This is a genomic window from Enterococcus sp. DIV0756 (genome assembly GCF_051710745.1).
GTDB lineage: Bacteria > Bacillota > Bacilli > Lactobacillales > Enterococcaceae > Enterococcus_A.
Window position 1 is genome coordinate 2,892,507 of the sequence record NZ_JBIOLF010000001.1, and the last position, 24,997, is coordinate 2,917,503.

The following is a 24,997-nucleotide window of genomic DNA, read 5'->3' on the forward strand; positions in this document are numbered from 1 at the left end:
CTCAAAAAAAATGAGCAAAAGGTCCTCAAACCTTCTGCTCATTTTTTTAATTATACTTCAAATTGTACACGACGGTAGCGAACGATTGCTGCTGCCATCAAGCCAAGTCCAACTACGATAAATGCGATGATCCCCATGCCACCAGTTGATGGTAAGGTTCCGCCTTTCGTAATATTTTCGATTTCTTGATCCGCTGCGCCATCGTAAGAACCTTTTTCCACTTCAAATTGAACATCACTTGTTAATTTAGAGAAGCCGCTTGGTGCTTTAGTTTCTCGCAAGTAGTATGTGCCATATTCAAGTCCAGTTACTTCGAATTTCCCATCTGCGCCAGAAACATATTTCGTTGCTGTTGCGAAATCTTCATTCGGACCAACGGCTGTCCAAGTCATTGTTGTTGCGCCAGCAGTCAAGTAGTAATCCACTCCGTTTACACGTTTGATTACTACGAATTCTGCGCCGCCCAATGGTGCTTTGCTTGAACCAGCTTCGTATTTGAAGAATTTCTTACCGCCTGTTGTAATTGGATCAATTGGTGGATTGACTTTACTATCATCCTGTCCGCCGTCATGATTCATTGTTACTGAGAATTCATTGTTGATGTCGCGGTCAACCGGTGTTTCATCTGTGAATGACACCGTATAGAAAATTTCAATTGTTTGACCAGCATATTGACTTAAGTAGTTCGCTGTTGCAGGACCAGCAGCCCCTGTCAAATTCATTGCAATGTTAAAACCAGCAAAGCCAGAGAATGGTGCTGCTGTATTTGTATACGTAGCAGTTGCATTGCTCAAGAATGTTGCTTCATTGATTTGCGTACCATTGATCACAATTCGATCAATGCCTTCAAATCTCACGCCTTCTGTGTCGACCGCATCGTTCATTTCTAATTTCGTATAACGAGGAGCCCCGTTTACGATATCGCCGATTTGGTTCGGGATCATGAAGCTTGCACGGTAGTGGATTTGTTGTCCAACTTCAAAGTCATAAGCGCCAGCTGGACGTGGTGGCAATGGATTGCCATTTTCATCAACTAATTCCTTTTCAGGATCTTCGCCTTCTACTTTGTTCTTCGGATACAAATGAATGTCCGTAATTTCTGTATTGCCGTCTTTCAATGGCAACATCAACACTAATTTGTATGAACCAATCTCTACACCTTGTGACGCATGTTCTTCAAAGAAATACACTTTGTAAGAACCATCGGCGTTTTTAGATGGTAAATTCGCAAAATTTGCTTCTCCGTTTGCATCAGTTGTTTGGTCGCCAACATCAACTGCATTCGGTGCTGCATTCAAATCAAAGGCATCCATGATTTGTTTTGCTTTTGTATTGTATTCTGCATCTGTTTCATTTCCAGTTAAGATCGCATCTAATGCTGCATAGAAATCTTCCGTAATATCCCAAGCTGTAAAGGTAATTCCAGGTAATCCTTCATAGCGATCGAATTCTGTCATTTCTTTACCAGTATTAATCTGGCTATCATTAGGAAACTCATCCATTTTTTTCTTGTGCAACGTAACGTTTACTGAATCTGATGCATAAGCACTGTCTCCCCCACCTAGCACCCCTGCTAGTAAAGGAATCAGGCATAGCAATGTCGTTAACAACGCAACCCATTTCTTCTTACTTTTCATAATTTTTTTCCCCCTTATTTTTGTTCAATCCAACTAAACCAACAATCATCAACAACAACCCTAGAAAACAATAATTACGTATCAACTCGTTTGTAGAAGGAAGCTCTTTTCCTGAGTAACTTGGTCCCTCCCCTCCACTTGGTGTTCCAATCGTTTTTGGCAAGTCTTTCCTTGGTCCTGAGCTATCTGTTATCGGCGTTTCTGTCGATTTAGTTGTGGTAGTAGTGGTTGGTTCTGTCGTCGGTATGGTCGGCACCTCATCATATTTGCAATTAAAAAGCAAACTCGTATATTCTCTGGTTGAATCCGTTGCAAACAGCTGTGGTAAATACACCACGATCGGCAACATGTATTGTTTGCCCTTTTCCCCTGAAGAGAGGATCAAATATGCGGCATCCTTATCCTTTTGATAACGAGGAAGCGAAACAGATGTTTTTCCCGCATCATCTAGCAAAAGTGGTGTCTGATTTACTTTCGTCAAGTTTTCATTCTTAACAAAGCTTGCAGATTTTTCTTTTGTGGAATAGTTATCTAAAATATTCTTTTTGTCTTGCTTCTCATTACCAGTTTGTTTAGACCGCCATTCAGTCAAATCATAAACATCGAGAGTGATCGAATCGGTGCCTTCGATTATTTTCCCGGTCGGCCTTGTATCAATGTGTACTTCCACTAGACTTTCCTCTGCAAAAGCAGTAACCCCCATGTTACAAATCCCCAGAATCAGTCCCAAGAGCAGAATCATTTTTTTCATTACGATCCCCTCCTCTTCGTGTGGAGCCAGTAGAGGCTTCCCAGCAGTCCTCCCGCTGTAGAAATAACCCCAAGTGCTACTTTGAAGAACATCGCTGTGCCCGATCCGCCTGTGCTAGGCAATGGACCCGCTCCGCGTTTTCGATTTGTGACAGTCAGTTGAATCAGATTCGGAGTCCCCACTCCGCCAGATCCACTCACATTTTGATTGGACTGAATGCTCACGACACCTTCTCGTGAAATACTGATTCGGACAGTCCCGCTCATTCCCTGATACCCATTTGGAACGACCGTTTCAGACAAACTGTATTCACCTGGTCGCAAGCCGGTAAATTCAAAGTTCGGTCCGCCAGTCTCGGTTCGATCATAACTTGTTCCGATCAGCCGGAAGCTCGCTCCGCGAAGTTCATTCCCGTCTTGATCAACTTTCTTGATCTTCAGCTTGAAATCAGCCAGCTTATTTGTCACTTTGTAGGGTGAAGATTTGCCATTCAAGGTAATGTTCAAGGCCGTCCCTGCAGCATTTTCCACTGCTTTGAGATCGATGTTCGCCATCTTTTCATAGCCTGTCGGTACATAGGACTCTTCAATCACGAAGTCCCCCATTGGAATATTCTCGATAACTACCTGCCCATTACTATCTGGCTCAATATCTGTCGCTAACACTCTGCCATCGGAGCGACGCGTGATGGTGAATTTTGGTTTATCCTTACTAAATGGCGTCTTGCCATCATCCATGTATTTGCAAATGATCGCCTTGCCAGTCAATAATTTGTTGGTCAGCTTAATGCCTTCTGTCGGTTTCGTCGCAGCAGTAAAGCTCGTGCCGTAATTGTACGTTGGTTTGGCATAGCCGATGGTCCGCAACTCCTCAACGACGCGGTAAACAGTCCCTCCACCTTCGACATTTTGGAAAACCCCTTTCCAGTTGTCGATCGGTGTCAGCGTTAAGGTCTCAACATTCTCCCAGCTACTTCCTACTCTCTTTTGCAACGTGACTCTCACGTAGTTTGTCCGAAGTCCCCAGTAATTTTCTGTTCCTCGATGACTATCCGACCAGAGCTTCTCCACTGGAATCTCCAGATCCTTCGCCAATTTATTGATCACTTTGTATGGTGATGATTTTCCATTCATTGTGATGTTCAAGCTTGTTCCTGCTCCATTTTCCACCGCTTTGAGGTCAATATCCTCCATCTTGGCGTAGCCCTGTGGCACATAGGACTCTTCAATGATGAAATCCCCTAGCGGAATATCAGAAATCGTGACTTGACCGCTCGCATCTGGTTCAAGGTCTGTCGCCAGTACCTTGCCATCTGATTTTCTTCTTACTGAGAATTTCGGTTTGTCGCCGCTAAATGGTGTTTTGCCATCTTCTTTGTACTTACAAATAATCGCCTTCCCCGTCAGCAATTTATTTGTGATTTGAACTCCTTTGCTCGGTACGGTTTTCGCGGTAAATTCATTCACATTGGAATCCGGCTTGGCATATCCCGTTGTCCTTTCTGGCTCAACGACCCGATAGACATTACTGCCGCCATCTGCTGTGAACGTGTCTTTCCACTGATTCGCCGCATTCAACGTCTTCGTTTCAACGTCTACCCATGAACTGCCACTTTTTCTTTGTAAAACAACTTTGACACTAGTTGCACGAAGTCCCCAATAGTTCTCCGTGTTCTTATGCGAATCTGACCATTTCTTTTCAACTGGAATTTCGAACTTCTTGGATTTGCCCTTAACTGACGGTACGCCAAAATCCAGCTTATCTGTCGTACGTTCTGGTGTCGGTGTAAGTGTTGTCCTTCCGTTCGTTTGATACCATGTGTCGCCTTCGTAATCTTTATGATCGGTTTTCAGACGCAGTTTGTAGTTCACTTCAATTTCTTGCTGACCGTAAAGGTTAATGTTGCCAACCTTGATCGTATTGTTCGTCACAACTGGATTGCTCGGCAGTTTGCTACTTTCAATTGCAGGGACACCGCTCTTCTTGATTTCCTTAACAGTTGGTGTTCCCACTAGCTCAAACATATCGCCGATTGGATCTTCAATCACACCCTTATCCACCGTTTGAATGACTGAGTTGAACCAATCATCGAATGAAATATCAAAGTCACCAGTAGTACTTGCGTGATAGAATTGATAATCACTTTGTGTGTCTCCAGTTGCATTAGCTTTTTTAGAAGCCATTCGATACAAGCCTGTGACTAATTGATTAGTGGTATGTCTTTCTACAGGTACAACATCTGCTTTGATATTGATCGCAATAGTGTTAATTTCCATTCCTTGCTCTTTGATATCAGCAGCTGTAGAATTGGCAGGTGTCAAGTGACTATATAAACATTGCTTAGTTTTTGTTACTGTTTTCCCCTTTGGCTTATAGGTTGTATGGTATGAATTCCCTAGCCAACTCTCTGAAAGAGCAGCTCCAAAGTAATCTCCAGATGTTATTGAACTGTAATCTGTAATTCGAAGTCCATCATAGTAAATACTTGAATCTGAGTATGCAGATACTGGTGTTGCACTCATGTTAGGAGCGCCATCTGTCAAAAGAAAAATCACTTTTCGACGATTCGTCCCACTTGCACTATTCAGCATCTTCTGCGCATCCATTAATGCTTTTTGCGTATAAGTGTTTCCGTATGCTTGGGTTCCTTTATACGTATTAATTATATTTTGCCAACCAGACGAGCTATTTGACATAGGAACCGTTCGGTTTGCCGACGGATAATCTGAAGAAGAATAAATAACTCCTCCGATCCTTAGACTATCTGTATCTGGATCAGCTGCTTCAAACTTATCGATTAATTTTTGCAATGACTTTAAGGATAATGCTTTTCTAGTCATTCCACCGATATTCCCTTTTGACATTTCCATAGAAGAAGAATTGTCCAAAACAAAACAAACATCTACGCCAGGTTTAGGAATCGTTCTTCCACGAACATTTAACTTCACATCGAATTCATCTGCTTTAGATGTTTCACTCGCATATTTGCGAAGCTCAATATTGGGCTTCGATTTATTTTCCCCATATTTGATATACGATTTCGTATGATCATCATTCGAAACATCCCAGCCTGTATTACCATCCCAGCCGGAATCTTTCTCGTAACCACCTTGATGATTTCGAACATTAGATTGTCCTGTTGGCGTCCAGTAACACGTTGGATAGATACCATTATTCGTTGTGTAAACTGGTGATTTATTGGAATATTTCGGTGGATCCATTCTCAGCAAACCATTTGTAGGTACGGCTGTTGCTGGAACTACTTTTCCATCGTCTTTTGGTCCAATAGCATCTGCTGGGTCAGCGTACACAATATCTACACCAGCAGGGGCATCCGTTTTTTTACTTGCCGCATTTTTTGATACTTTTTTTACATTCAGCTCAAAAGGTTCCTTGATATCAAGAATATTTTCTTGTACCTTCGCATCTTTTCCATCAGAAAGAGTCTGCTCGTCTAATTGAACATCCAAATACAGTTTCTCGATTGTTTTCGGCAGTTCAAAAACAAGTTGCCCTTCCATCGTTGAGGAATAGCTTTTTTCGATCAGCCAATCATCCTTCTCGATCATGTTCTTTATCGTTGGATAAGTGATCACTTTTCCTTTTTCATCTGTTACTTTCAATTTGAGACGGTGTTCTTTATCACTTTCTTCGCTTTGCCTGCTAAACGTAATTCGCCAACGATTGGTGTCTTCTTGCGCTTCATACTCATAGGAGACCTTTAAATACTTCTCATCGATCAATTCCGTTTTCGTCGTTTCGGCATGCGCGGTAACTAGTGATGGCAGTGTTTCTGTAATAAAAGAAAATAATAGAACAACCAACATGAGTAAGTGCTTCTTTTTCATTTCATGATTTCCTCCTTCCACTCCTTTTTTCACCCACTCTCCCTTCCGCGTAACAATATGATAACTGATATCATTTTTATTCGCTTTATGTGTTTTTTTATATTTTTTTGTTATTCAAATAGAGTATTTTCACGTTGTTTTATTGATTTTTATAATCTTTAGTGTTATTACACCCATTTTTTTAATTTGGATTAAAGAATAATAAAGTTTGAATGTCGCATAAAAAATTTGCCTTTTGAATTATTCATTAAAAACACGCAAAAAAAGCCTCGGAAATATCAATTTCCGAGGCTTCTAAGATTCTCCTATATAAAAAGTACACAAAATCACCATGTAACTAATCTTATGATCAAGAGATTTCTACTTATTTGTTCATAGAATAGTTAAATATGAAGAATGAACTAGACAAGCCATCTAATACTAAAAAAGATGAGGCAAAGATTCGCCTCATCTTAAGTGATTATTCAATTGGTTTGACTATGCTGCGTGTTGTGTCTTGCGGTAACGAACGATTGCGATTCCCATCAACGAAAGCCCAATTACTAGGAATGCGATGATCCCTTTACCACCGGTAGATGGTAGGAAGCCGCCTTTAGTGGTATTGGCAACCATACCTCCCAATAATGCATCTGTTCCAGCATAAGAACCTGTAGTGATTTCAAATGGGAACGGTTGAGCTAGTTTTTGGAAGCCATTTGGTGCTTTAACTTCAACTAATTCATATTGACCATACTCAAGGCCAGTAATCTCAAACAACCCTTCGTCATCGGAAATAATTTTGTGTGCATTTGGATAATCAGTTGCAACAGCTACCCATTCACGCTTGTTAGCGCCCTCTTTTAAGTATTGTTTCTTGTTAGGATCGCTAGGGTCTTTTCTAGTAACAATGAATTCCGCACCCTTTAGTGCTTGATTCTCATGGTCTTTTTCGTGTTTTTTGAATTTCTTACCACCGGTAGTTACGATTGGTTTATCTTCAACTTCTCTCTTATCCTCTTCAGAATCATGTTGTTTCAACGTAACAGTGAAGTTATTGTTAATATCCATGTCAACCTTTGTATCTTCTGTAAGAATGATAGTGTAGTAAAATTCAATTTTCTTTCCAGCATGTGTCTCTAAGTACTTCGCAGTTGTTCTGGAGTTGTCAAATTCTGCTCTATTTGTACTGGCTTTAGCGTCACTCAAGTTCATTGAAATTTGGAATCCGGCTTTCACACCAGTTGGAAGATAATTAGTACCTTGGTTAAAATATTCAGCATTTGCATAAAGTGCTCGAGTAAATTCAGAAATTGGAACTTCAGATCCACCAATGACGATCCTTTTAAGTTCGCCAAATTTCACTCCTTCTTTATCCACTTCATCGCGGAAAACCAATTTGCTGTAACGAGTTTGTACTTCGTTATCTTGAGCGTCTTTGATCATTTCACCAATTTGACTTGGGATAGTGAATGAGGCTTTATAAGTAATTTCCTTACCAACATCATAAGAGTGAGTTTCGCCATCAGGAATTGTTCTATCATCTACAAGTTCCTTCTCTGGTTCATTATCTACCTGATTTTTCGGATACAAGTGAATATCTGTGTTTGCTACATCCGGTGAGCCTACTTTATAAACAGGTAACATCATAACGACTGGTTGAGGAAATTCATTTCCGCCAGTTCCAGCAGTTTCTTGGAATAGATAAACTTTGTACGTACCATCCGCATCTCTATCTTTTAGATTAAATGTAACTTCCCCTTTAGGATCGCTAGTCACATCTTGTCCTTTTATTTTAGAGTCAGGATTATTTACATCGCTTAATTTGAATGCCTTCAACAAAGTCTCAACTTTTTCTTTATAAGTGTCTTCGTCTTCATTTCCTGTTACATTCAATAATCTATAAAAATCTTCTGTTACATCATATGCTGTAAATTCTACACCTGGCATTGGCTCATAGCGTTCAAAATCAGTATTTATTTCTCCATCATTCTCTACTCCACCTGTTGGAAATTCATCCATCTTTTTCTTATGCAACGTTACTGTGATATCTTGTGGATCAGCCGCCGAAGCGCTCTCCCCAAAACCTAATAAACCCACGCCTATTGGCAGCAAACAAACAAGTGCCATCAACAAACTGACAAGTCTCCCTCTTGCTTTCATTATTTTTCCCCCTATTTCTTCTTTTGTATTTTTTTGAATCCTAAAAGCCCAATAAAAATGAGTAATACGCCTAAAACCGTGTAGTTCCGAATCAAATCATTAGTTGAAGGATAATTTTTTCCTGAAGTGCTTGAGCCGGCAAAGTCAGAAGGTCCGGGCTCATCACTGTAGGTGTATTCCTCCTCCGAATCGATTGTCGAAGAGGAGATGGGTGGTGGTGTACTGATATCCTTGTATTTACCATAGATCAGGAGACGTTTTGCTTCCTCTTCTGTCTCCGGATGTTTTTGCGGTAAATAAAGAACGACCGGCAGCATATGGAACTTTCCTGTTTCGCCGCCTGCCAGAATCAGATAGGCAGCATCCTTCCCGCCGCTGAAGCGTGGAACATCAAATGAGACATTTCCACCGCCGTCAACTCCTAGTTCCTCTTGATTCCACTTGGTTAATTGCTTTTCTTGAACGAACTCAGCCATCTTTTCCTTCGTTGAATACGTGTTTAATAGAAACTCCTTTGCTTCCTTTTCATCCCCTCCATGTTCTTCTCGCCAACTCGTCAGATCATAGACATCAAACGTTAGCTTTTCGGTTCCTTCGACTCTTTTTCCATCCTCTCCCCACGTATGTATCCACAACTCTACCAACTCATTACTTTGCTCTTCATTTTTTTCTTCGCTCTGCTCATCTGCTGCAAAACCCGTCATACCAAAACAACAAATTCCTAGAAGCAGACATACTATGAAGGAAATCCTTTTTCCCATTTCCAGCCCCCCTTCTGTCACGGAATTAGTGAGCTACTGATAAGCAACCAAGATCCTAGACCTTGGATGGACTTTTGAGCAATCCGCTTATCAGTATTGATATGCTTTGTACGTTTCAATACATTCACATGTCGATTACTCCTCCCTCCAACGTTTTCTACTGTTTCTTCATCCACCACCATAGTACCCGATATTATTTCTTCGTGTTTTTTTGCTTTTTTGTATTTTTAAGTTATTATATTTCCTGCGAAACTAGTTATTTCTTTGTTTCCATTAGTTAATAGAGTTATTCCATTCATTTTTTTAATATTATTTTGCAAATAGTAAAACTCATTTGTTTAAAAAAAAAGAACTCATTTGGATGGATGAAGTTGGATCTAAATGAGTTCTTCCCATTCTTATCATTACCCCGAAAGATCACTGATCAACTGCTGCAATTGGACAATATTTTGATTGGTCAAAAACGGATCTATGATCACCGTAGGATAGTCAAACGGTACTTCCTCCACACTACTCGAAGTGATTAACGCGTCGTATTTCTTCAATTCACTGATTGTGATTCGTGAATCCCGAGAACGCTCCTCTACAAAATGGACTTTAAAGTTTCCGTAAATCCGTTCCTCAATTTGTTCAGCTAAGAAGGTTTCTTCCGTCGGTGATAATTCAGAAAGTAGTAAAATCTTCAAGGGCTGATCTGCACTCGCTAACAGATTTAAACTTTGAGGAACCATGGTGATCAGCAAATAGGTGTAATTCCACACAAAATCATTTTCTTGATAAATACGGTATTTCTTCACAAAAGACTCCGCGATTTTCAATACCTTCTTTACCGCTTGGTAGTGCGTTTCCATCATCTTTTCTAAAAAAATCCCTCGTTGACGATAGAGAATATCAATGTAACGACCTTTAGGTGAATACATGCGTTGATCATTTACCAGCACAATCGTTAGTTCACTCATTTCAAGATCTTCCAGAGAGTGACCCAACAAACGATTGAAATTTTCTACTAGTTCATAATGCTTTTGATACAGATCGCGATAACTTCTGCTTTGCTTCATCACCGATTTCCATTGATCTTCACTAAATATCAACATGTCCGCATACGACAGCCACAAGCAATCCTTGATATCTTCCTTCGTCAACCGAACACGAAAAACTTCTAAAACGATCCTTTCAAACGCTTCTAAGGTTTCTTCATCCGGTAAGCTTAACGGACTCACTAATTCATCTGCGGGATAAAATCGACTATTTTTTATTCGCCACAGACTGATATAAATGTTGTAGCTTAACCTCTTGCGAAAAATGTGGCGATTCTCCAAATGATTGACTTGAATGAATTGATCCACCAAATCCGTTATCGCTTTGATCTGATATTCTTTTAAATTGGAAAATAGTGAATCCATATGATCCGATTTTTCTAAAAAGTACCGGTAGTAAAAATGTCTGATGACGCTCTCTTTTCCCTCGATCCGTAATGGTCGGTAATCTAGCTTAATTCCTGCCTTTTTTAATGCTGTTTCAATTTTCTTTAAGTAGCGTTGGGTATTCGAGGCACTGAGATACAGTTTCTCTGCTAAATCACTGATACTTGAACATTTTTCATACAGTAGTTCTTCAATAATCTGAAACTCAGGTGCCGTCTGAAGAACGTCTGCATACAGCCGAGTGATGCTTACATGTGGTTTGACATTAATTTGATAGAGCCCTTTGAATTTCTCAATATGGAAATCCTCCTGCTCGTCATTAATCAATTTGACATCCTTCAATAAAATAGGTAACGAACATTCTAATTCTTCAAGTAATTGATCACTTGGCAGCCCAACCTGACTCGCATACAGCAATTCAACAAAGCGTAATCGCCTTAAACTACTTGTCCCCAAAACCTCTCTGAAATCCATTTCATCATCCCCTTTGTTCTTCCCCTTTTAGAACGTAACAAATGACTATTCTTTGATATGAAAAAAAATCGGAGGCTCAGTCGTATGAATCTGCAACTCCCATCAATCTTCAACCAACAGTGACCGACCATAATGTATGTGATTCATCAACCTTCACTGATCCCCGAATAAAAAGCGTCTCTTTTCATATATAAAAATAGCCATTGGACTTATTTATATCTAATCCCTTTCACCCTTTCCGTTAATATTTTTCAAATCAATTCAAGAAAATTATGTATTATTTTTTTAATTGAACTATCTATTAATAACTAACAAAAATATAACTGACTCTACATTTACCAAACATCTAACCCAATTTCTTTATGAATTCTTTTTCTATAACTATCATATCGAATCTTATTTTTTCTCGCTTTTTTATTATTTATTTATTTATAGTTATTAAATTATTCAAAAACCCAGTAAACAATTAATTTATAGATAATAGTTCGTTATTTACTCCATTTTTTTTAGAATGATTAAAAAATAATAGTACTCAATTTGGAAATATCAATTAAAAAATTTGAATTCTTTCTATCGTTTGTTAAACCTTCAAAAAAACACTCAAATATACTATTTGTTGCATTTAGCCTATCAATAATCATTAACTTATGTTGCAAATAGTATTAATAAGACGGCTTTCTTCTAATATTTTTAATCAATTAAATGAATTAAACATATTAAAACTGACGATTAGGAAACTTATAAACAATTATTTAAGAACTACTTTCGTGTACATAGATTCTTATTTATCGCACCCTTGAAAAAAGTGTCATATGTTTGTAGGTTTTATTTGCAAATAAACTCTCACGGTGGCGGACTATCAGCAGCAGTTAATTACCCGTACGACAAAAAAATCTGGAAGAAGTTCTCCCAGACGAATGATTTATTTCCTTTTATCGTGATACACATACGCACCACTTAAAAGAATCCCGACACTCATAAAAAAGGCCGCTGCGATGTAAAATTTATGGATACCAGATCGTCCCGTATTTGGTAATACTCCGGGTCTAACCCGTTTATTTATGACTTTTAGATTGATTGTATTGACTTCGCCATCCATACTTTCTGAACCGCTGGCCTCAGAATGCGGCACGATTGTAACTTTCCCATTAATTGAAATGTCAAACTGGATAGGCTCTTTTATCCGTTGATACCCCTCAGGACTTTCTACTTCTGTCAGTGTATAACTTCCTGGACGTAATTCCATGAAGGTGAATTCTGGTCCATCTGTTTTAGTCATTTCGTAATTTGGACCGGTCAAAGTGAAGCTTGCTCCTGCTAGTGGTGTTTCTGTGGGATCGACTTTTTTTAACTTGAGAGAAAAGTCCTTTAATTTATTGATAGCGGTATGGGAATCTGTTTGGTTGTTGACTTTAACGACGAGCCCCTCTGCTGCTGCATTTTCTGTGACCTTGAGTACAAAATCAGCCATCTTTTGAAATCCTTTTGGGACGTACGTTTCTTCAACCGTGTATTCTCCAAGCGGCATCGCTGGAAGAAGAACGTTTCCTTCATTGGTAGGTGTTATGTTTTGGGCAAGGACCTTTCCATCCTTTCGTACGATTTGAAATCTAGGGAGATCTTCGAGAAAGGGTGTCCGTCCATCTTCCATAAATTTATTAAAGGAATACCCCGTCTTTAACAATTCATTAGTCATTTCTATCCCTTCAGTAGCGATCGTCTCAGAGGTGAAACTTTCTTGATTTATCGTGGGGGCCTTGTACCCAAGTGTTCTCTCTGGCTCAATGACACGGTATACATTTTCTTTTCCGCCTTCAACTGGAGAAAATTTCCCTTCCCATTTATTCGCTTCATCCAAATCAATTGACTCTAGTTCTTTCCAATCAGATCCATTTAATTCTTGTAAAGTAGTGGTGACTTTTTCATTTCTCATTTCCCAGTAATTTTCTGTTTCTTGAAATGCATCTACCCAAAGCTTTTTGACCGGAATAACAAAATCCAATTTCTTGAATCGAATTGAGGGGCTACCAAATTCAATACTATCGTTGGTTCGTTCAGGTGTCGGTTTCAAGGTAGTTGTTTTATTCGTAGGATACCATTGGCTCGAGACAAAATCAGGATCGTTCGTTCTTAATTTGACCGTATACTCGATTTCAATTTCTTGGCCACTTGTCAAATTTATGTTGCTAATATCGATTGTACGTTTGTTGTCTTTCAACTGGGCAATGGGCATATTTTTATTGTCTATTTCCGCTGCACCATTATTAACCTGTGTGATTTTTACTGTTTGATCTGGCGAATCCATTTCAATCATATCTACCATATCACCCAAAGGATCTGTGATTATTCCACCATCCACGGTGCGAATAATTGTTTCATACCAATTGTTAAAAACTTCCGACAATTCATCTGAATTGCTTACATCATAATAGAAATAATTTTCTGGTTCATCTTCGTCTCCAGTATTTGCTTTCTTTGTAGACATTCGATAAAGTCCCTTTTTTAATTCATCTGTCGGATGATCACCAGTGGTCCCTTTAATATCTACACCAATTGTATGAATCTCGATTCCTTCATTCTCTTTAATTCTTTTTGCTGTTGAATTTGTTGTCGTGATATGACTGCTAGCAAATCCCTTATACAAGGGAAATTTTGTTAGATTCGCATCCGCTCCCAATTTACTTCCATAATTGTACTCCCCTTTAGAACCGGTATTAGTAAAACTAGTAATATCATAAGGATCATAATACATCGTTGAATCAGGAATCGCTTCCTTAGGTATCCAGCTTCTATTGGGCGCCCCATCTGTTAAGACAAAAAGTAATTTGTAGCGATTGCCAATATCCGGTGCATCCAAAAAAATATCTGCCGCTTCTCTCAATCCTCGTTGTGTAAACGTACTCCCGACAGAAATGGCTCTGTCATATTCTGACACCATCTTATCCCACTCCGTATGATTTGAAGTAAGGGGAAAAGTCATTTTTTCACTTGCTGTTTCTCCCCAATACCCAGGTTCATAATCGGAAAAGGTATGTGACCCGATCCGTATGCCTCCTTGGTTATCAGGATAATCTTCCTGTAGCTTATCAATAATTTTTTTGAAGGCCTTCTCTGTATTTTCTTTTCTAGATAATATAGAACCACTTCCCAAATTAAGCATTGAAAACGAGTTATCTAATAGAAAAACTAGATCAACTCCTGGTTCATAGGAAATATTGCCTTTTACGTTCAGCTTAATCTTAAATTCATCTGGTTTGTCTGTTTGTTGGGCATATTTTCGAATACGAATGTTTGGATTCGTGCTATCTTCTCCGTATTTTATGTACGATTGCGTATGATCATCCGCTGTAACATCCCAACTCTTCACATTATCCCAATCTAGTTGATTTGAATTTCCCCCTTGATGATTCAAAACATTGTCTTGTCCCTCTGGCTTCCATGAAAACTCTGGATACGTTCCGCTGTTATCGGTTTTATACTGTGGCACCTTATTTGTGTACAAAGGACTGTACATTTGCTTCGCTGTGCCAACACTGGTTGCCTGTATTTCCGCCTGCTTTGGTCCTACAAACTCTGTACTACTTATCTTAGTGATCCCAGTGCTTCTTTGCGTCTTTTGCTTTTCAGATGTGGACGTTTCGGTTCGCATCGTATTCTTAAGCTCTAGTACATAAGGCTCCTTTTGTTTGATTAATTCCTTTATTCCCTCTGCCGATTGCTGTTCCAGCTGAACGGATAAATAGAGCCTTTCCGTCGTTTCCGGCAAGTCAAACGCTAGTTGCCCGTCAGACTGACGAGAAAAATTCCTCTCAATCAACCACCCCGCCTTTTCAAGCAGGTTTTCCCTTACCGGATAAGCAATTGTCTGTTCCTTTTCATCTGTAATTTTAAATTTTAACCGTTGAGTGTTTGTCTTTTCTTGCGCCTGATGGTTAAATTTCAACAGCCAGTGTCCTCTGTTTTTACTCACTTCAGTTTGGTAGGAAAGGGTTATGTAGTTTTCATCAATGATGTTCGTTAATTCGGTCTCATTTGTTTCAGCCTGGACGGTACTAATTGACGTTGCCAAGCTTGTTAAAGCTGAAGCAATCATCAGTACTACTAATAATATATTTATCTTTCGCATGTAATTAATCCCCTGTTCGCTTCTATATAAAATAGCAAAATCAAGTAATTATTTTTTATGATTTATACTTATTTTTTATCTATACTCAGCTTAACAGAATAAATAAATTCGTCATTTTTCTGCATATCGGCTCTCTAAGTTAACGAATTTTGAACAAATATTGCTATAACAAAGAAAATAAAGCCTATTGCACGATTACTACTCTTTTTTTTAAATTAAAATTAACTTTTTCAATACCCTTTCTGTTTAAAAAAAATAATCAAATTGAGTAATCCAGCACAGAAAAGTCGCAATTCCTCCCTCATTTTCAAAAGATAACCTGTATTGAAATAGCTTAATAATAGGAAATCATTAACGCTAACTAAAACACCAAAAAAACGAGGTCAGCTCATTAAGCCAACCTCGTTTCTACTCTTTATTAATTACTTAAATCTTCCCCATTGGTTTCGATCACTTTCTTGTACCAATCAAAGGATTTTTTCTTGCTGCGTTTCAGCGTTCCATTGCCTTCATTATCGCGATCCACGTAAATGAAGCCATAACGTTTCTTCATTTCACCTGTTCCGGCAGACACGAGGTCGATACAGCCCCAAGTCGTGTAGCCTAGTAGATCCACACCGTCTAACTCAACCGCATCCTTCATCGCTTGGATGTGCTTCGCAAGATAATCGATCCGGTAATCATCTACGACATAGCCATTTTCGTCTGGCGTATCAATGGCACCTAAGCCGTTTTCTACGACGAATAATGGTTTTTGGTAACGATCGTATAAGTCATTCATGGTAATACGTAGTCCAAGTGGATCAATTTGCCAGCCCCATTCACTTGAATCCAAGTATGGATTTTTGACAGAGGCAAAGATATTGCCGCTGGTTTGTTCTAACAATTCAGGATCAGTCGTTGCGACACGAGAAGAATAGTAAGAGAACGAGATAAAGTCAACAGTGTGAGCCTTCAACAGCTCCTCGTCGCCTTCTTCCATCTTCACTTCGATTCCTTTGCGTGCCATTTCCTTCAAAGCGTAAGCAGGGTATTCCCCACGAGATTGAACGTCAATGAAGAAATAGTTTTGACGTTCTTCTTGACGGCCTTCCCAGACATCCTCTGGTTTTGGTGTGTAAGGATAGTAAGAGCCTGCCGCTAACATACAACCAACTTGGTTTTCTGGATCGACTTCATGAGCGATCTTTGTCGCGATCGCTGAAGCGACTAATTCATGATGAGCTGCTTGGTATTTGATTTGTTCTTCGTTTTCGCCTTCTTCAAAGTACAGACCAGCCCCCATGAACGGTGCATGTAAGATCATGTTGATTTCATTGAAGGTCAGCCAGTATTTGACTAAGCCTTTGTAACGATTGAAGATCACGTTACATAAGTTTTCGTAGAAGCCGACTAATTCGCGGCTGCGCCATGCGCCATATTTTTCCACTAAGTGCATTGGACAGTCAAAGTGCGTAATCGTTACTAAAGGTTCGATGCCATATTTTTTACATTCCTTGAAGAGATCCTCGTAGAATTTTAGACCTTCTTCATTCGGCTCTGTTTCATCGCCTTTAGGGAAGATACGGCTCCAAGCTAAAGATAAGCGGTACGTTTTAAAGCCCATTTCTGCAAATAGTGCGATGTCTTCTTTCCAATGATGGTACATATCAATCGCTTCTTTAGCAGGATAGAAATGTTCATCGTCAAAATCGAACATTTTCGTTTTCCCAGCAATGACGCCGAAACGATCTTCACCCACTGGTGCCAAATCGACATTTGCTAGTCCGCGTCCACCTTCATTATAGCCGCCTTCACATTGATTGGCAGCCGTTGCGCCGCCCCATAAAAAGTCTTTTCTAAATCCCATTGATTGATTCCTACTTTCTATACTTTTTCCATATCTAATTCGCGTGCCACTTCATCTTGCACTTCGATGCCTGCTTTTTCTAGACGTTCGATGGTTTCTTTGAAGTTTGGCAAGTAATCTTTGTGTGCAATAAATAATTCATCCATAATCCGTTGCGCTGTTTTACCAGAACGCACCATTGGGTTGATGGTAAATGCTTGTAATGCGGTATTGTAATCGCCTGTTACCGCTGCTTCGATCGTTAACAGTTCCATGGCTTTCATCACTTGCAGCCAGCCACGTTCTGCTGTTGGCAATTCACCAAAAGCAACATTGCGAGCGCCTTGTCCACCAATATAAGCAGAGACTTCAACAACGCAATCTGCTGGCAGATCTGGTACGGCACCGTCGTTTTTCGTTGAGACAACCAATTGCGTATTTTTGTTCGCATAAATTGACGCGATTGATTCACATGCTGCATCAGAATAGTAAGCACCGCCACGTTGTCCTAATTGTTCTGGTTTGTAGTCCAAATTAGGATCTTTGTACAATTCAAACAATTCCGTTTCGGTTTGTTTGACCTGCTGCGCACGTGTACCGACTGTTTTGTATTCTTCTAATGCATGAGCCAGCGTTTCTTCTTCTTGGTAGTAATAATGGTGGTAGCCACAAGGAATCATCTGCATTTGTTCCAGAATTTCTCTTGGGAATGGAATGTCATGAATATTTTTCGGCATCCCTGTTTCGTCGCCTTCATACATTTTATTAATGATCTCTTGTGTCACATCTTTGCCATGAGTATCCGTTACTTTATGCCAGTGGAAATGATTCAAGCCGGCAAATTTGTAGATCAATTCATCTGGTTGTTTGCCTAACATCTCAGGCTCCACCATTTGCGCCATTACTGGTACGTTACATAAGCCGATGACTTTGTCCCATTTACCATAGCGAACAACCGCTTCAGTCACCATGCCGCTCGGATTCGCAAAGTTGATCAGCCATGCATCTGGACATAAACGTTTCATATCTTCCACAATTTCTAAAATGATCGGAACAGTTCGGAACGCTTTAAACATCCCGCCGGCACCGTTGGTTTCTTGACCTAGCATGCCATAATAAGCAGGAATACGTTCATCTTTGATTCGCGCTTCTAATAATCCCACACGAAATTGCGTTGTTACAAAGTCCGCATCCTTCAAGGCTTCTTCACGATCTAACGTCAGATGGACCTTCACATCATAAGGAGACGCATCCCACATCCGTTGAGCCATCGCTCCAACGATCTCTAGTTTTTCACGACCTGCTTCAATATCGACTAACCAGATTTCACGCACTGGTAATTCATCGTAGCGTTTGATAAAACCTTCCATTAACTCCGGTGTGTAGCTGCTTCCTCCGCCAATTGTGGCGATTTTTACTCCTGCTGACATTCAATCGACTCCTTCTGTTTTTATTTACAAATCAATTATCTACGATGTAAAACTTCTATTCAATCTGTTCACAAGTTATTCCATTAGCATTTACAAACTATCGGATGAAAACGGTTTATTTTGTAAATTTTGGTGGATATTTCTCTATTTTTTATCAAAAAAGCCCCTATTCGTTTACAAATGATTTAAAATAAACGTAAATAGGAGGTGCGCTCGTAATGCTACTATCAGAGAAAATGAAACAAACAGACTTTTCCAACGCAGAGACGGCTTTGGTCAATTATATTCTAGAAAAGGGAACAGCGATTGAACCGATGACCATTAAAGAAATCGCGGAGGCCAATTTCGTTCATCCATCAACCTTGATTCGTGTTGCGAAAAAACTAGGCTATAAGGGCTGGCTAGAATTACGCACAGAATTTTTGGCCGAGCAAACCTATCTCCAAACCTACTTTGAAGATGTGGATGCCAATTTCCCTTTTCAAACCAATGACGGTATCATGACGATTGCAAATAAAATTGCTTCCTTAGAACGAACAACCATTGATGACACTCTGAGTTTGTTGAATCACGATGACCTGCAACAGGCAAAGCAGCTTTTATTAAATGCAAAACAAATCAAAATTTTTGGAAGTAACGCCAACTTATTGATCTCTCAAGATTTTGCTTTAAAAATGCGACGCATCCAAAAAAACGTCGTAACGAGTCAAACGATGGGTGAAGATGCTTATGAAGCCTTTAATAGTCAAGCGGACACCTGTGCCATCTTGATCTCTTACACTGGTGAAAATAAATTTATTCTTCAGATCGCAAAAATTTTGCGAAAACAGAATATCCCCATTATCGCTTTAACCAGCATTGGCGAGAACACGTTGGCTTCCGTCAGTCAGGCGGTCCTGCGAGTCACAACGCGGGAACGTCTTTATTCCAAGATTGCCAACTTTACCATTAATTCATCAATTTGCTATTTGCTGGATGTTTTATATAGTTGTGTTTTTGCGGAGGATTACCAAAAAAATCTCAACCATTTAATCGAAATTGGCGAACTGGCAGATAATCGTAAAACAAGTTCAGCGATTATGGCTGAATCGCCAGAATCAATGATCCGCTTTACGGAGTCCTTTCGACCAAATTAAAGTTCGAGGCAGACGCCTCGAACTCTTTTTTTTATTCCCTATTTAAACTAATACGGTCAATAACTCATCACTGTTACAAACACCGTCTTTTTGATCGGACTCGATAATGTCTAAGTAATCCGCTGAGTTCGTTACAATCACTGGTGTTTCCACACTGTAACCAGCCGCTTCGATGGCTCTGATATCAAAGGTTACCAGCTTATCACCGCGTTTGACTTTCGCGCCTTGCTCCACATGCGCTTCAAAATATTTTCCATCTAATTGAACCGTATCCAAGCCAATATGAATCAGTAGTTCCAATCCGTTATCTGAAATCAAACCAATCGCATGTTTCGTCGGGAACATCGTCATAACCGTACCGTCAAATGGTGCCACGACTTCGCCAACTGTAGGATGAATTACGACACCTTTACCTAATGCACCTTGCGCGAACGCTTGATCACTTGCTGTTGACAACGGCATCATTTGACCTTGAACAGGTGAAGTCACGATTTCTTTGCGAACTTCCATCGCTTTTTGTCCTTCTGGGGTTTCCTCTACTACTGCATCGTCTTTCCAGAAGAAGAAAGTCAACACAAATCCAATCACTGATGCAATCGCGATAGCAATGACAGAGTAGATTGCCCCTGAAGAATCTCCTGTTTGTTGATTGATATAACTAGGGATACCAAAAACGCCAAGTCCTCCCATTACATATGAACGAACGCCCATAGCTGTCATGAAGGCACCAGAAACGGCACCACCGATCATTGAGAAAACAAATGGTTTTTTCTTAGGCAGCGATAATCCGTAAATCGCCGGCTCGGTTACACCACAGATTCCTGAGACAACTGCTGGTAATACTAATGCTTTTTCTTTTGGATTCTTTAAGCGGAAATACATCGCTGCTACTGCCGCTGTTTGTGCGAAGCTGGCACCGAACATCCCAGTTAGAGCTGTTGCGTAGCCCATCGTGCCTAACTGTAGGATCGCGATCGGAATCAAGCTCCAATGCAGACCGAACATAACTAATACTTGCCAGAAGAAACCAACGATTAAACCAAATAGGATTGGAGAGAAGGCCAATAAACTATCAAAACCAGTCGCCAACATGTTCGTCAAAATTGTGATAACTGGACCAATTACTAGAAAACCAATCGGCAAAGCAATTAACAATAAGAAAAATGGTACAAAGAAGTTCTGAATCACTTCTGGAATGATCTTACGTAACGGCCGTTGTAATTTACTTGCTAGCCAAACAATTAAAATTGATGGAATCACACTGCTGGTGTAATTATTCGCTACGAAAGGAAGTCCCATAAACGTCATGTAAACTGGACTTTCAAATAAACTACCTGCAAATAACGTATACAGTGGTTTCGCACCTTCAACAGCTATCGCGGATAATTGAATCGTCGGATAACATAGTGCCCCTCCAATAACTAGCCCGACATACTGATTGACTTTGAATTTTTTTGCAGCGGCTACTGCTACTGCAATTGGCAAGAACTGGAAGATCGCATCACCAATCGCATTCAAAACAATGTAGGTACCGCTTTCAGCAGTTAGTAAACCAGTCGCAACCAGTATCGCATTCAGCCCTTTGATCATCCCGCCAGCACTCAATGCACCTAAGAAGGGTTGGAAAATACCACTAATCACATCAATCAAACGATCAAAAAGACTGCCAGAAGCCTCCTCGGGCTCACTACTTTCACCGCCAAGACCAGTCATATCTACCACATCTTCGTAGACTTGCCCCACGTGATTACCAATAACGACTTGGTATTGTCCGGCACTATGCATAATTGTCACAACACCATCCATATTTTTCAGCACGTCATCATTTGCTTTGCTTTCATCCTTTAATTTAAAACGCAGACGTGTAATACAATGCGTTAAACTATTGATATTTTCTTTACCACCGACATTTTCAACAATTTTTTCCGCTAAATCACGATATTTACCCACTGTTTTTCCTCCTATTTCATTTCAATGTATACCCTTCCACTAATCAACAACCCGGGATAACGTGAGAAGCGGGCGGGTTCAACTGTTATTGAATTACTTTTTGTACTAATCGTGCAATATGAATCGTTAAGTATAATTTCTCATCATTGGACATTTCATAATGATATTGCTTGCGAATAAAATCCGCGATTCGTTCAACACATTGATACGCATTTTGATATTTTTTTTGAATGATCAGTAGCAGTTCGTCATCCGTTTCATCCGACAACTGTCGGCGATTCATGATTCGAGAAGCAAAGAAACGTAGATGGGTCGTAAAACGATAGAAATAGACAGATTCTTCATCCAGTTGAACTTTAAAATAATAGCTGGTAATTTGAATAATCTCCTGCATCAATTCTGCCACCATATAGGCATCTTCATTATCACTTTCCGTCTGCGCATTCACCAGATGCAAGGCAATGTTGCCAGCCTCATCTTCCCCCAAATCAATCCCAAATTTATCCTTGATCCGTCTCACCGCATCCAACCCAACTGAAAATTCATCCGGAAAGAAACGTTTAACATCCCATAACAATAAATTCCGAACGCGGACACCTTCTTTTACACGCTGGATTGCAGCATACAAGTGATCAGTAATTGAGATATAGAGTGAATCATTTAACGGATTCTTCAATGTGACTTTTGCTTCATCAATAATGTCGTTCGCAATTTCTACATACGTAATCGGCATATCTTCTAACAACTCTTGAAACTTGTGTAGCAAGTCACTATTTGTCAATCGATAGGTTTTATCGACAGCTACTTCATCAATCTCATCCCCCACTTTTTTCTGAAAGGCTAGACCACGCCCCATTACGATGATCTCGTTATTTTTTTGATCTGTCGTAATCACCACATTGTTATTCAAAATTTTTTGAATCTGCATCCAATGCTCCTCCGTTCTGTGACATTCGCTACTAAAAACCATTTTCAACGACTTCGTTCACTTAAAATGATAGATAGCTATGTAGTTATTGTCAAACCCAAGTTTGTTCTTTTTTGTAAAGTCACCTCCCATTTTAGAGCAACAAAAAAACCCAATGAGGGCACGACAAATAATCGCACACATCTCATCAGGTTTAGCTTGTATTTAAACAATCACTATCCATCAATTGGTCTATTTAATTCAAAATTAGCTTAACAAACACAGAAAGCGCTGTCAACAGGTTTTACAAAAAGAATTTTTTTTATAACGAAATTTGTGAATCGCCAACAACAATTATCGCTCTCACTTCAATAAGCCTACAATCCTTGTCTTTACTCGATTAAAAATCGAAATCACCAACAATAAATTGATAGGCGATACCCAAGAATAGAATCGCCATTACATAACTGCTCCACAAGCTGACCATAATGAAGGGAGACGTGCCGGCGTTCCCTTTATTCATCAAATTAGAAAAAGAGCGCTTTGTCATCCATAGCTGCCAGATTCCTAAAACCAAAAAGACCATTCCGATTAGCATTATCCTAGCTCCTTTTTCATTTTCCGTACGTTATAAAATAATTATACTCTAAAAAAAGTCATTAAAGAATAAAGCAGTATCAATCATCCCAAACAGATTAGTTGAACTCTCAGCAATTATCCTTTAGGGTGAAAGAGTACTTAAAAGAAAGGATGAACATTCAATGACTAAGAAAATTGCAGCAATTGTTACGGATCTGGTAGAGGATGTTGAACTATCCTCTCCAAAAGAAGCACTTGAAAAAGACGGCAATGAAGTTACGATCATTAGCTTTGAAGCCGACCAAGAAATTACAGGAAAAAAAGGAACGACCTTCAAGAGTGACAAAGGAATCGACGAAGTAAAACCTGAGGACTTCGATGCACTACTCATTCCTGGCGGTTTTTCACCTGATCAATTACGTGGAGACGCACGTTTTGTGTCTTTCGTTTCCTATTTCTTAGATAAGGATCAACCATTATTTGCTATTTGCCACGGTCCGCAACTATTCATACAGACCGGACTCACTAAGGGGCGCACAATGACTGCCTATACGACAGTCCGTCCAGATGTAGGCTACGCTGGCGCGATCGTCAAGGACGAAGCTGTTGTAGTAGACAACAAGCTAGTAACTAGCCGAACACCCGATGATCTCCCCGATTTCAATGAGAAAATCGTCGAGGTTCTACACGCGTAATTTTCATAACAAAAAACGAAGCGAATCATTCGCTTCGTTTTTGTTCTTTCAGAACGGAAGGTCGTCAAAACTAGCCTCACTTTCCCCACTTCTATCTGTCTCCTTATTCCGCTCTGATTCTGTACGTAAATACGCGAGAAAATCCATTTCTTGTAGATAATTCTCAGCAATGAAGGACAATGGGTTTGTGTACGGACTGTTTCCAAGCCCAACCCATTCACGCAGCTCTTTTCGTTCCTTTTTAGTCATCGGATTCCCTTTTTCATAGTCAGCCAATTGTTTCTTTAGAAAAGCTTTTTTCTCTCGATAGTTCATAATTAGCTCCCATTTAAGCAGATTTTTACTTTACACTCACCTGAAAAGATACGACATCAAAAATATCAGCACAAAACCGATAAAAAATGGGGGAACGTATGTAAATACGAACTGACTATAGGCTTTTCCTGCTCTGCGCTCCGCTTCAAACCGCAAATCTTCTCTATGCTTAACAAAATCCCACGGAAATCTTGAAAAAAAGAGACCATTCGTCAAGCGAGTAATCAAAGCAATGCATAGGAATAGACCCGTACAAAAAATACCTGCAATCGCAATTTCCTTAATCAGATAATTATCCAAAAAAGTCCCCCGCTTTCACTAAATGATCGCATTAAAAAAACGATTGAAAATAAACAGCACACAATAAAAAGTCCTACTAGGAAAAGTCCGATATAATTTGGATTCATACGTTTGGTTCTTACGACGACTCCCCTCTCCCCCCCAGTCTACCACCAGCCATGAATTTATTGAAGTCAGTAAATCTTTACAGTAAAAAATAGCCGGTAACTAGCTGTTCCCTGATTCTACTTAGCAATCGTACCCTACTGCTACACAATTTACGCCGTTTGAACCTACAAAGGCATTGATGATTGTGCCATTTTGCGGCAGATAACCATCCTTCTCTTTATTCTTGTTGAAATCCTTCACTGAAAAAACAATGATCCGCTTAAATTTCATGATGTTCCTCCATTCGTTTAGGTTTACTAATTATTTTAGCAACTAGCTCCTACTCGTGTAAACAACATCAAAAATATTTCTGAGTCTAAAGTAAATTAGGGGATTTTCTTTAGATTCAGTAAGCTTGAGAAGAGAGGATGAAATTACTTCTTACTGCTTGATACCTTAAAATAAGAATTCAATTGGAACAGGCGATCCCCATTCTTTTTTGATCAATTCCTTCTTTTTCTCTAACCACGGATAGCTCATATAACTGCAATAATAATCAATAAGGACCTGCCGATGATCATGAGCCGATCGTTTTTTAAATCATCCTTTC

At 39.6% G+C, this 24,997-nt stretch carries 16 protein-coding genes; 2 read left to right on the top strand and 14 right to left on the bottom strand.

All coding sequences use genetic code 11. From position 1 onward, the window contains the following. Positions 1 to 50 precede the first annotated feature (50 nt). From IGI44_RS13895 to IGI44_RS13935, 9 genes are all read right to left on the bottom strand, one after another. The gene (locus tag IGI44_RS13895) at positions 51 to 1,637 is read right to left on the bottom strand and encodes a SpaH/EbpB family LPXTG-anchored major pilin (RefSeq protein WP_438788343.1); all 1,587 of its coding nucleotides are present in this window, start codon (positions 1,635 to 1,637) and stop codon (positions 51 to 53) included. Then, on the bottom strand, positions 1,627 to 2,388 hold the full coding sequence (locus IGI44_RS13900; protein ID WP_438788344.1) for a pilin N-terminal domain-containing protein: 762 nt from the start codon (positions 2,386 to 2,388) through the stop codon (positions 1,627 to 1,629). Before IGI44_RS13900 ends, IGI44_RS13895 begins: the two co-directional genes overlap by 11 nt. Beyond that, positions 2,388 to 6,236, bottom strand: a complete 3,849-nt coding sequence (locus tag IGI44_RS13905) for a SpaA isopeptide-forming pilin-related protein (protein WP_438788345.1) — start codon at positions 6,234 to 6,236, stop codon at positions 2,388 to 2,390. Before IGI44_RS13905 ends, IGI44_RS13900 begins: the two co-directional genes overlap by 1 nt. A gap of 477 nt (positions 6,237 to 6,713) precedes the next feature. Next, the gene (locus IGI44_RS13910) at positions 6,714 to 8,375 is read right to left on the bottom strand and encodes a SpaH/EbpB family LPXTG-anchored major pilin (RefSeq protein ID WP_438788346.1); all 1,662 of its coding nucleotides are present in this window, start codon (positions 8,373 to 8,375) and stop codon (positions 6,714 to 6,716) included. A gap of 11 nt (positions 8,376 to 8,386) precedes the next feature. Continuing rightward, a complete protein-coding gene (locus IGI44_RS13915; RefSeq protein ID WP_438788347.1) occupies positions 8,387 to 9,136 on the bottom strand; it encodes a pilin N-terminal domain-containing protein in 750 nt (249 codons plus the stop codon). 404 nt (positions 9,137 to 9,540) lie between these two features. Beyond that, the gene (locus tag IGI44_RS13920) at positions 9,541 to 11,034 is read right to left on the bottom strand and encodes a helix-turn-helix domain-containing protein (RefSeq protein WP_438788348.1); all 1,494 of its coding nucleotides are present in this window, start codon (positions 11,032 to 11,034) and stop codon (positions 9,541 to 9,543) included. 922 nt (positions 11,035 to 11,956) lie between these two features. Further along, complete coding sequence (locus IGI44_RS13925; protein WP_438788349.1) at positions 11,957 to 15,160, bottom strand: SpaA isopeptide-forming pilin-related protein; 3,204 nt, start codon at positions 15,158 to 15,160, stop codon at positions 11,957 to 11,959. Positions 15,161 to 15,578: 418 nt separating this feature from the next. Further along, positions 15,579 to 17,009 (bottom strand): 6-phospho-beta-glucosidase, encoded by a 1,431-nt coding sequence (locus IGI44_RS13930; protein ID WP_438788350.1) that lies wholly within the window; start codon positions 17,007 to 17,009, stop codon positions 15,579 to 15,581. A 17-nt stretch (positions 17,010 to 17,026) separates the two neighbouring features. Continuing rightward, a complete protein-coding gene (locus tag IGI44_RS13935) occupies positions 17,027 to 18,418 on the bottom strand; it encodes a 6-phospho-beta-glucosidase (protein ID WP_438788351.1) in 1,392 nt (463 codons plus the stop codon). A 218-nt stretch (positions 18,419 to 18,636) separates the two neighbouring features. On the opposite strand from IGI44_RS13935, the gene IGI44_RS13940 reads away from it, so the two are divergent. Continuing rightward, the gene (locus tag IGI44_RS13940; RefSeq protein ID WP_438788353.1) at positions 18,637 to 19,554 is read left to right on the top strand and encodes a MurR/RpiR family transcriptional regulator; all 918 of its coding nucleotides are present in this window, start codon (positions 18,637 to 18,639) and stop codon (positions 19,552 to 19,554) included. 42 nt (positions 19,555 to 19,596) lie between these two features. Here the strand turns inward: IGI44_RS13940 and IGI44_RS13945 are convergent, their stop codons facing one another. The 3 genes from IGI44_RS13945 to IGI44_RS13955 form a co-directional block, all read right to left on the bottom strand. Beyond that, positions 19,597 to 21,504, bottom strand: a complete 1,908-nt coding sequence (locus IGI44_RS13945; protein WP_438788354.1) for a beta-glucoside-specific PTS transporter subunit IIABC — start codon at positions 21,502 to 21,504, stop codon at positions 19,597 to 19,599. An 85-nt stretch (positions 21,505 to 21,589) separates the two neighbouring features. Continuing rightward, the gene (gene licT / locus IGI44_RS13950; RefSeq protein WP_438788355.1) at positions 21,590 to 22,432 is read right to left on the bottom strand and encodes a BglG family transcription antiterminator LicT; all 843 of its coding nucleotides are present in this window, start codon (positions 22,430 to 22,432) and stop codon (positions 21,590 to 21,592) included. 379 nt (positions 22,433 to 22,811) lie between these two features. Beyond that, the gene (locus tag IGI44_RS13955) at positions 22,812 to 23,009 is read right to left on the bottom strand and encodes a hypothetical protein (RefSeq protein ID WP_438788356.1); all 198 of its coding nucleotides are present in this window, start codon (positions 23,007 to 23,009) and stop codon (positions 22,812 to 22,814) included. 163 nt (positions 23,010 to 23,172) lie between these two features. Between IGI44_RS13955 and IGI44_RS13960 the strand changes: the two genes are divergently transcribed. Continuing rightward, positions 23,173 to 23,685 carry a type 1 glutamine amidotransferase domain-containing protein gene (locus tag IGI44_RS13960; protein ID WP_438788357.1) on the top strand — a complete coding sequence of 171 codons (513 nt, stop codon included), beginning with the start codon at positions 23,173 to 23,175 and terminating at the stop codon, positions 23,683 to 23,685. Positions 23,686 to 23,733: 48 nt separating this feature from the next. Here IGI44_RS13960 and IGI44_RS13965 read toward each other — a convergent pair whose 3' ends face one another. Together IGI44_RS13965 and IGI44_RS13970 are read right to left on the bottom strand one after the other, a co-directional pair. Further along, the gene (locus IGI44_RS13965; RefSeq protein WP_438788359.1) at positions 23,734 to 24,000 is read right to left on the bottom strand and encodes a hypothetical protein; all 267 of its coding nucleotides are present in this window, start codon (positions 23,998 to 24,000) and stop codon (positions 23,734 to 23,736) included. Positions 24,001 to 24,528: 528 nt separating this feature from the next. After that, positions 24,529 to 24,678: a hypothetical protein gene (locus tag IGI44_RS13970; RefSeq protein WP_438788360.1), complete on the bottom strand. Its 150-nt coding sequence runs from the start codon at positions 24,676 to 24,678 to the stop codon at positions 24,529 to 24,531. Positions 24,679 to 24,997: the final 319 nt, after the last annotated feature.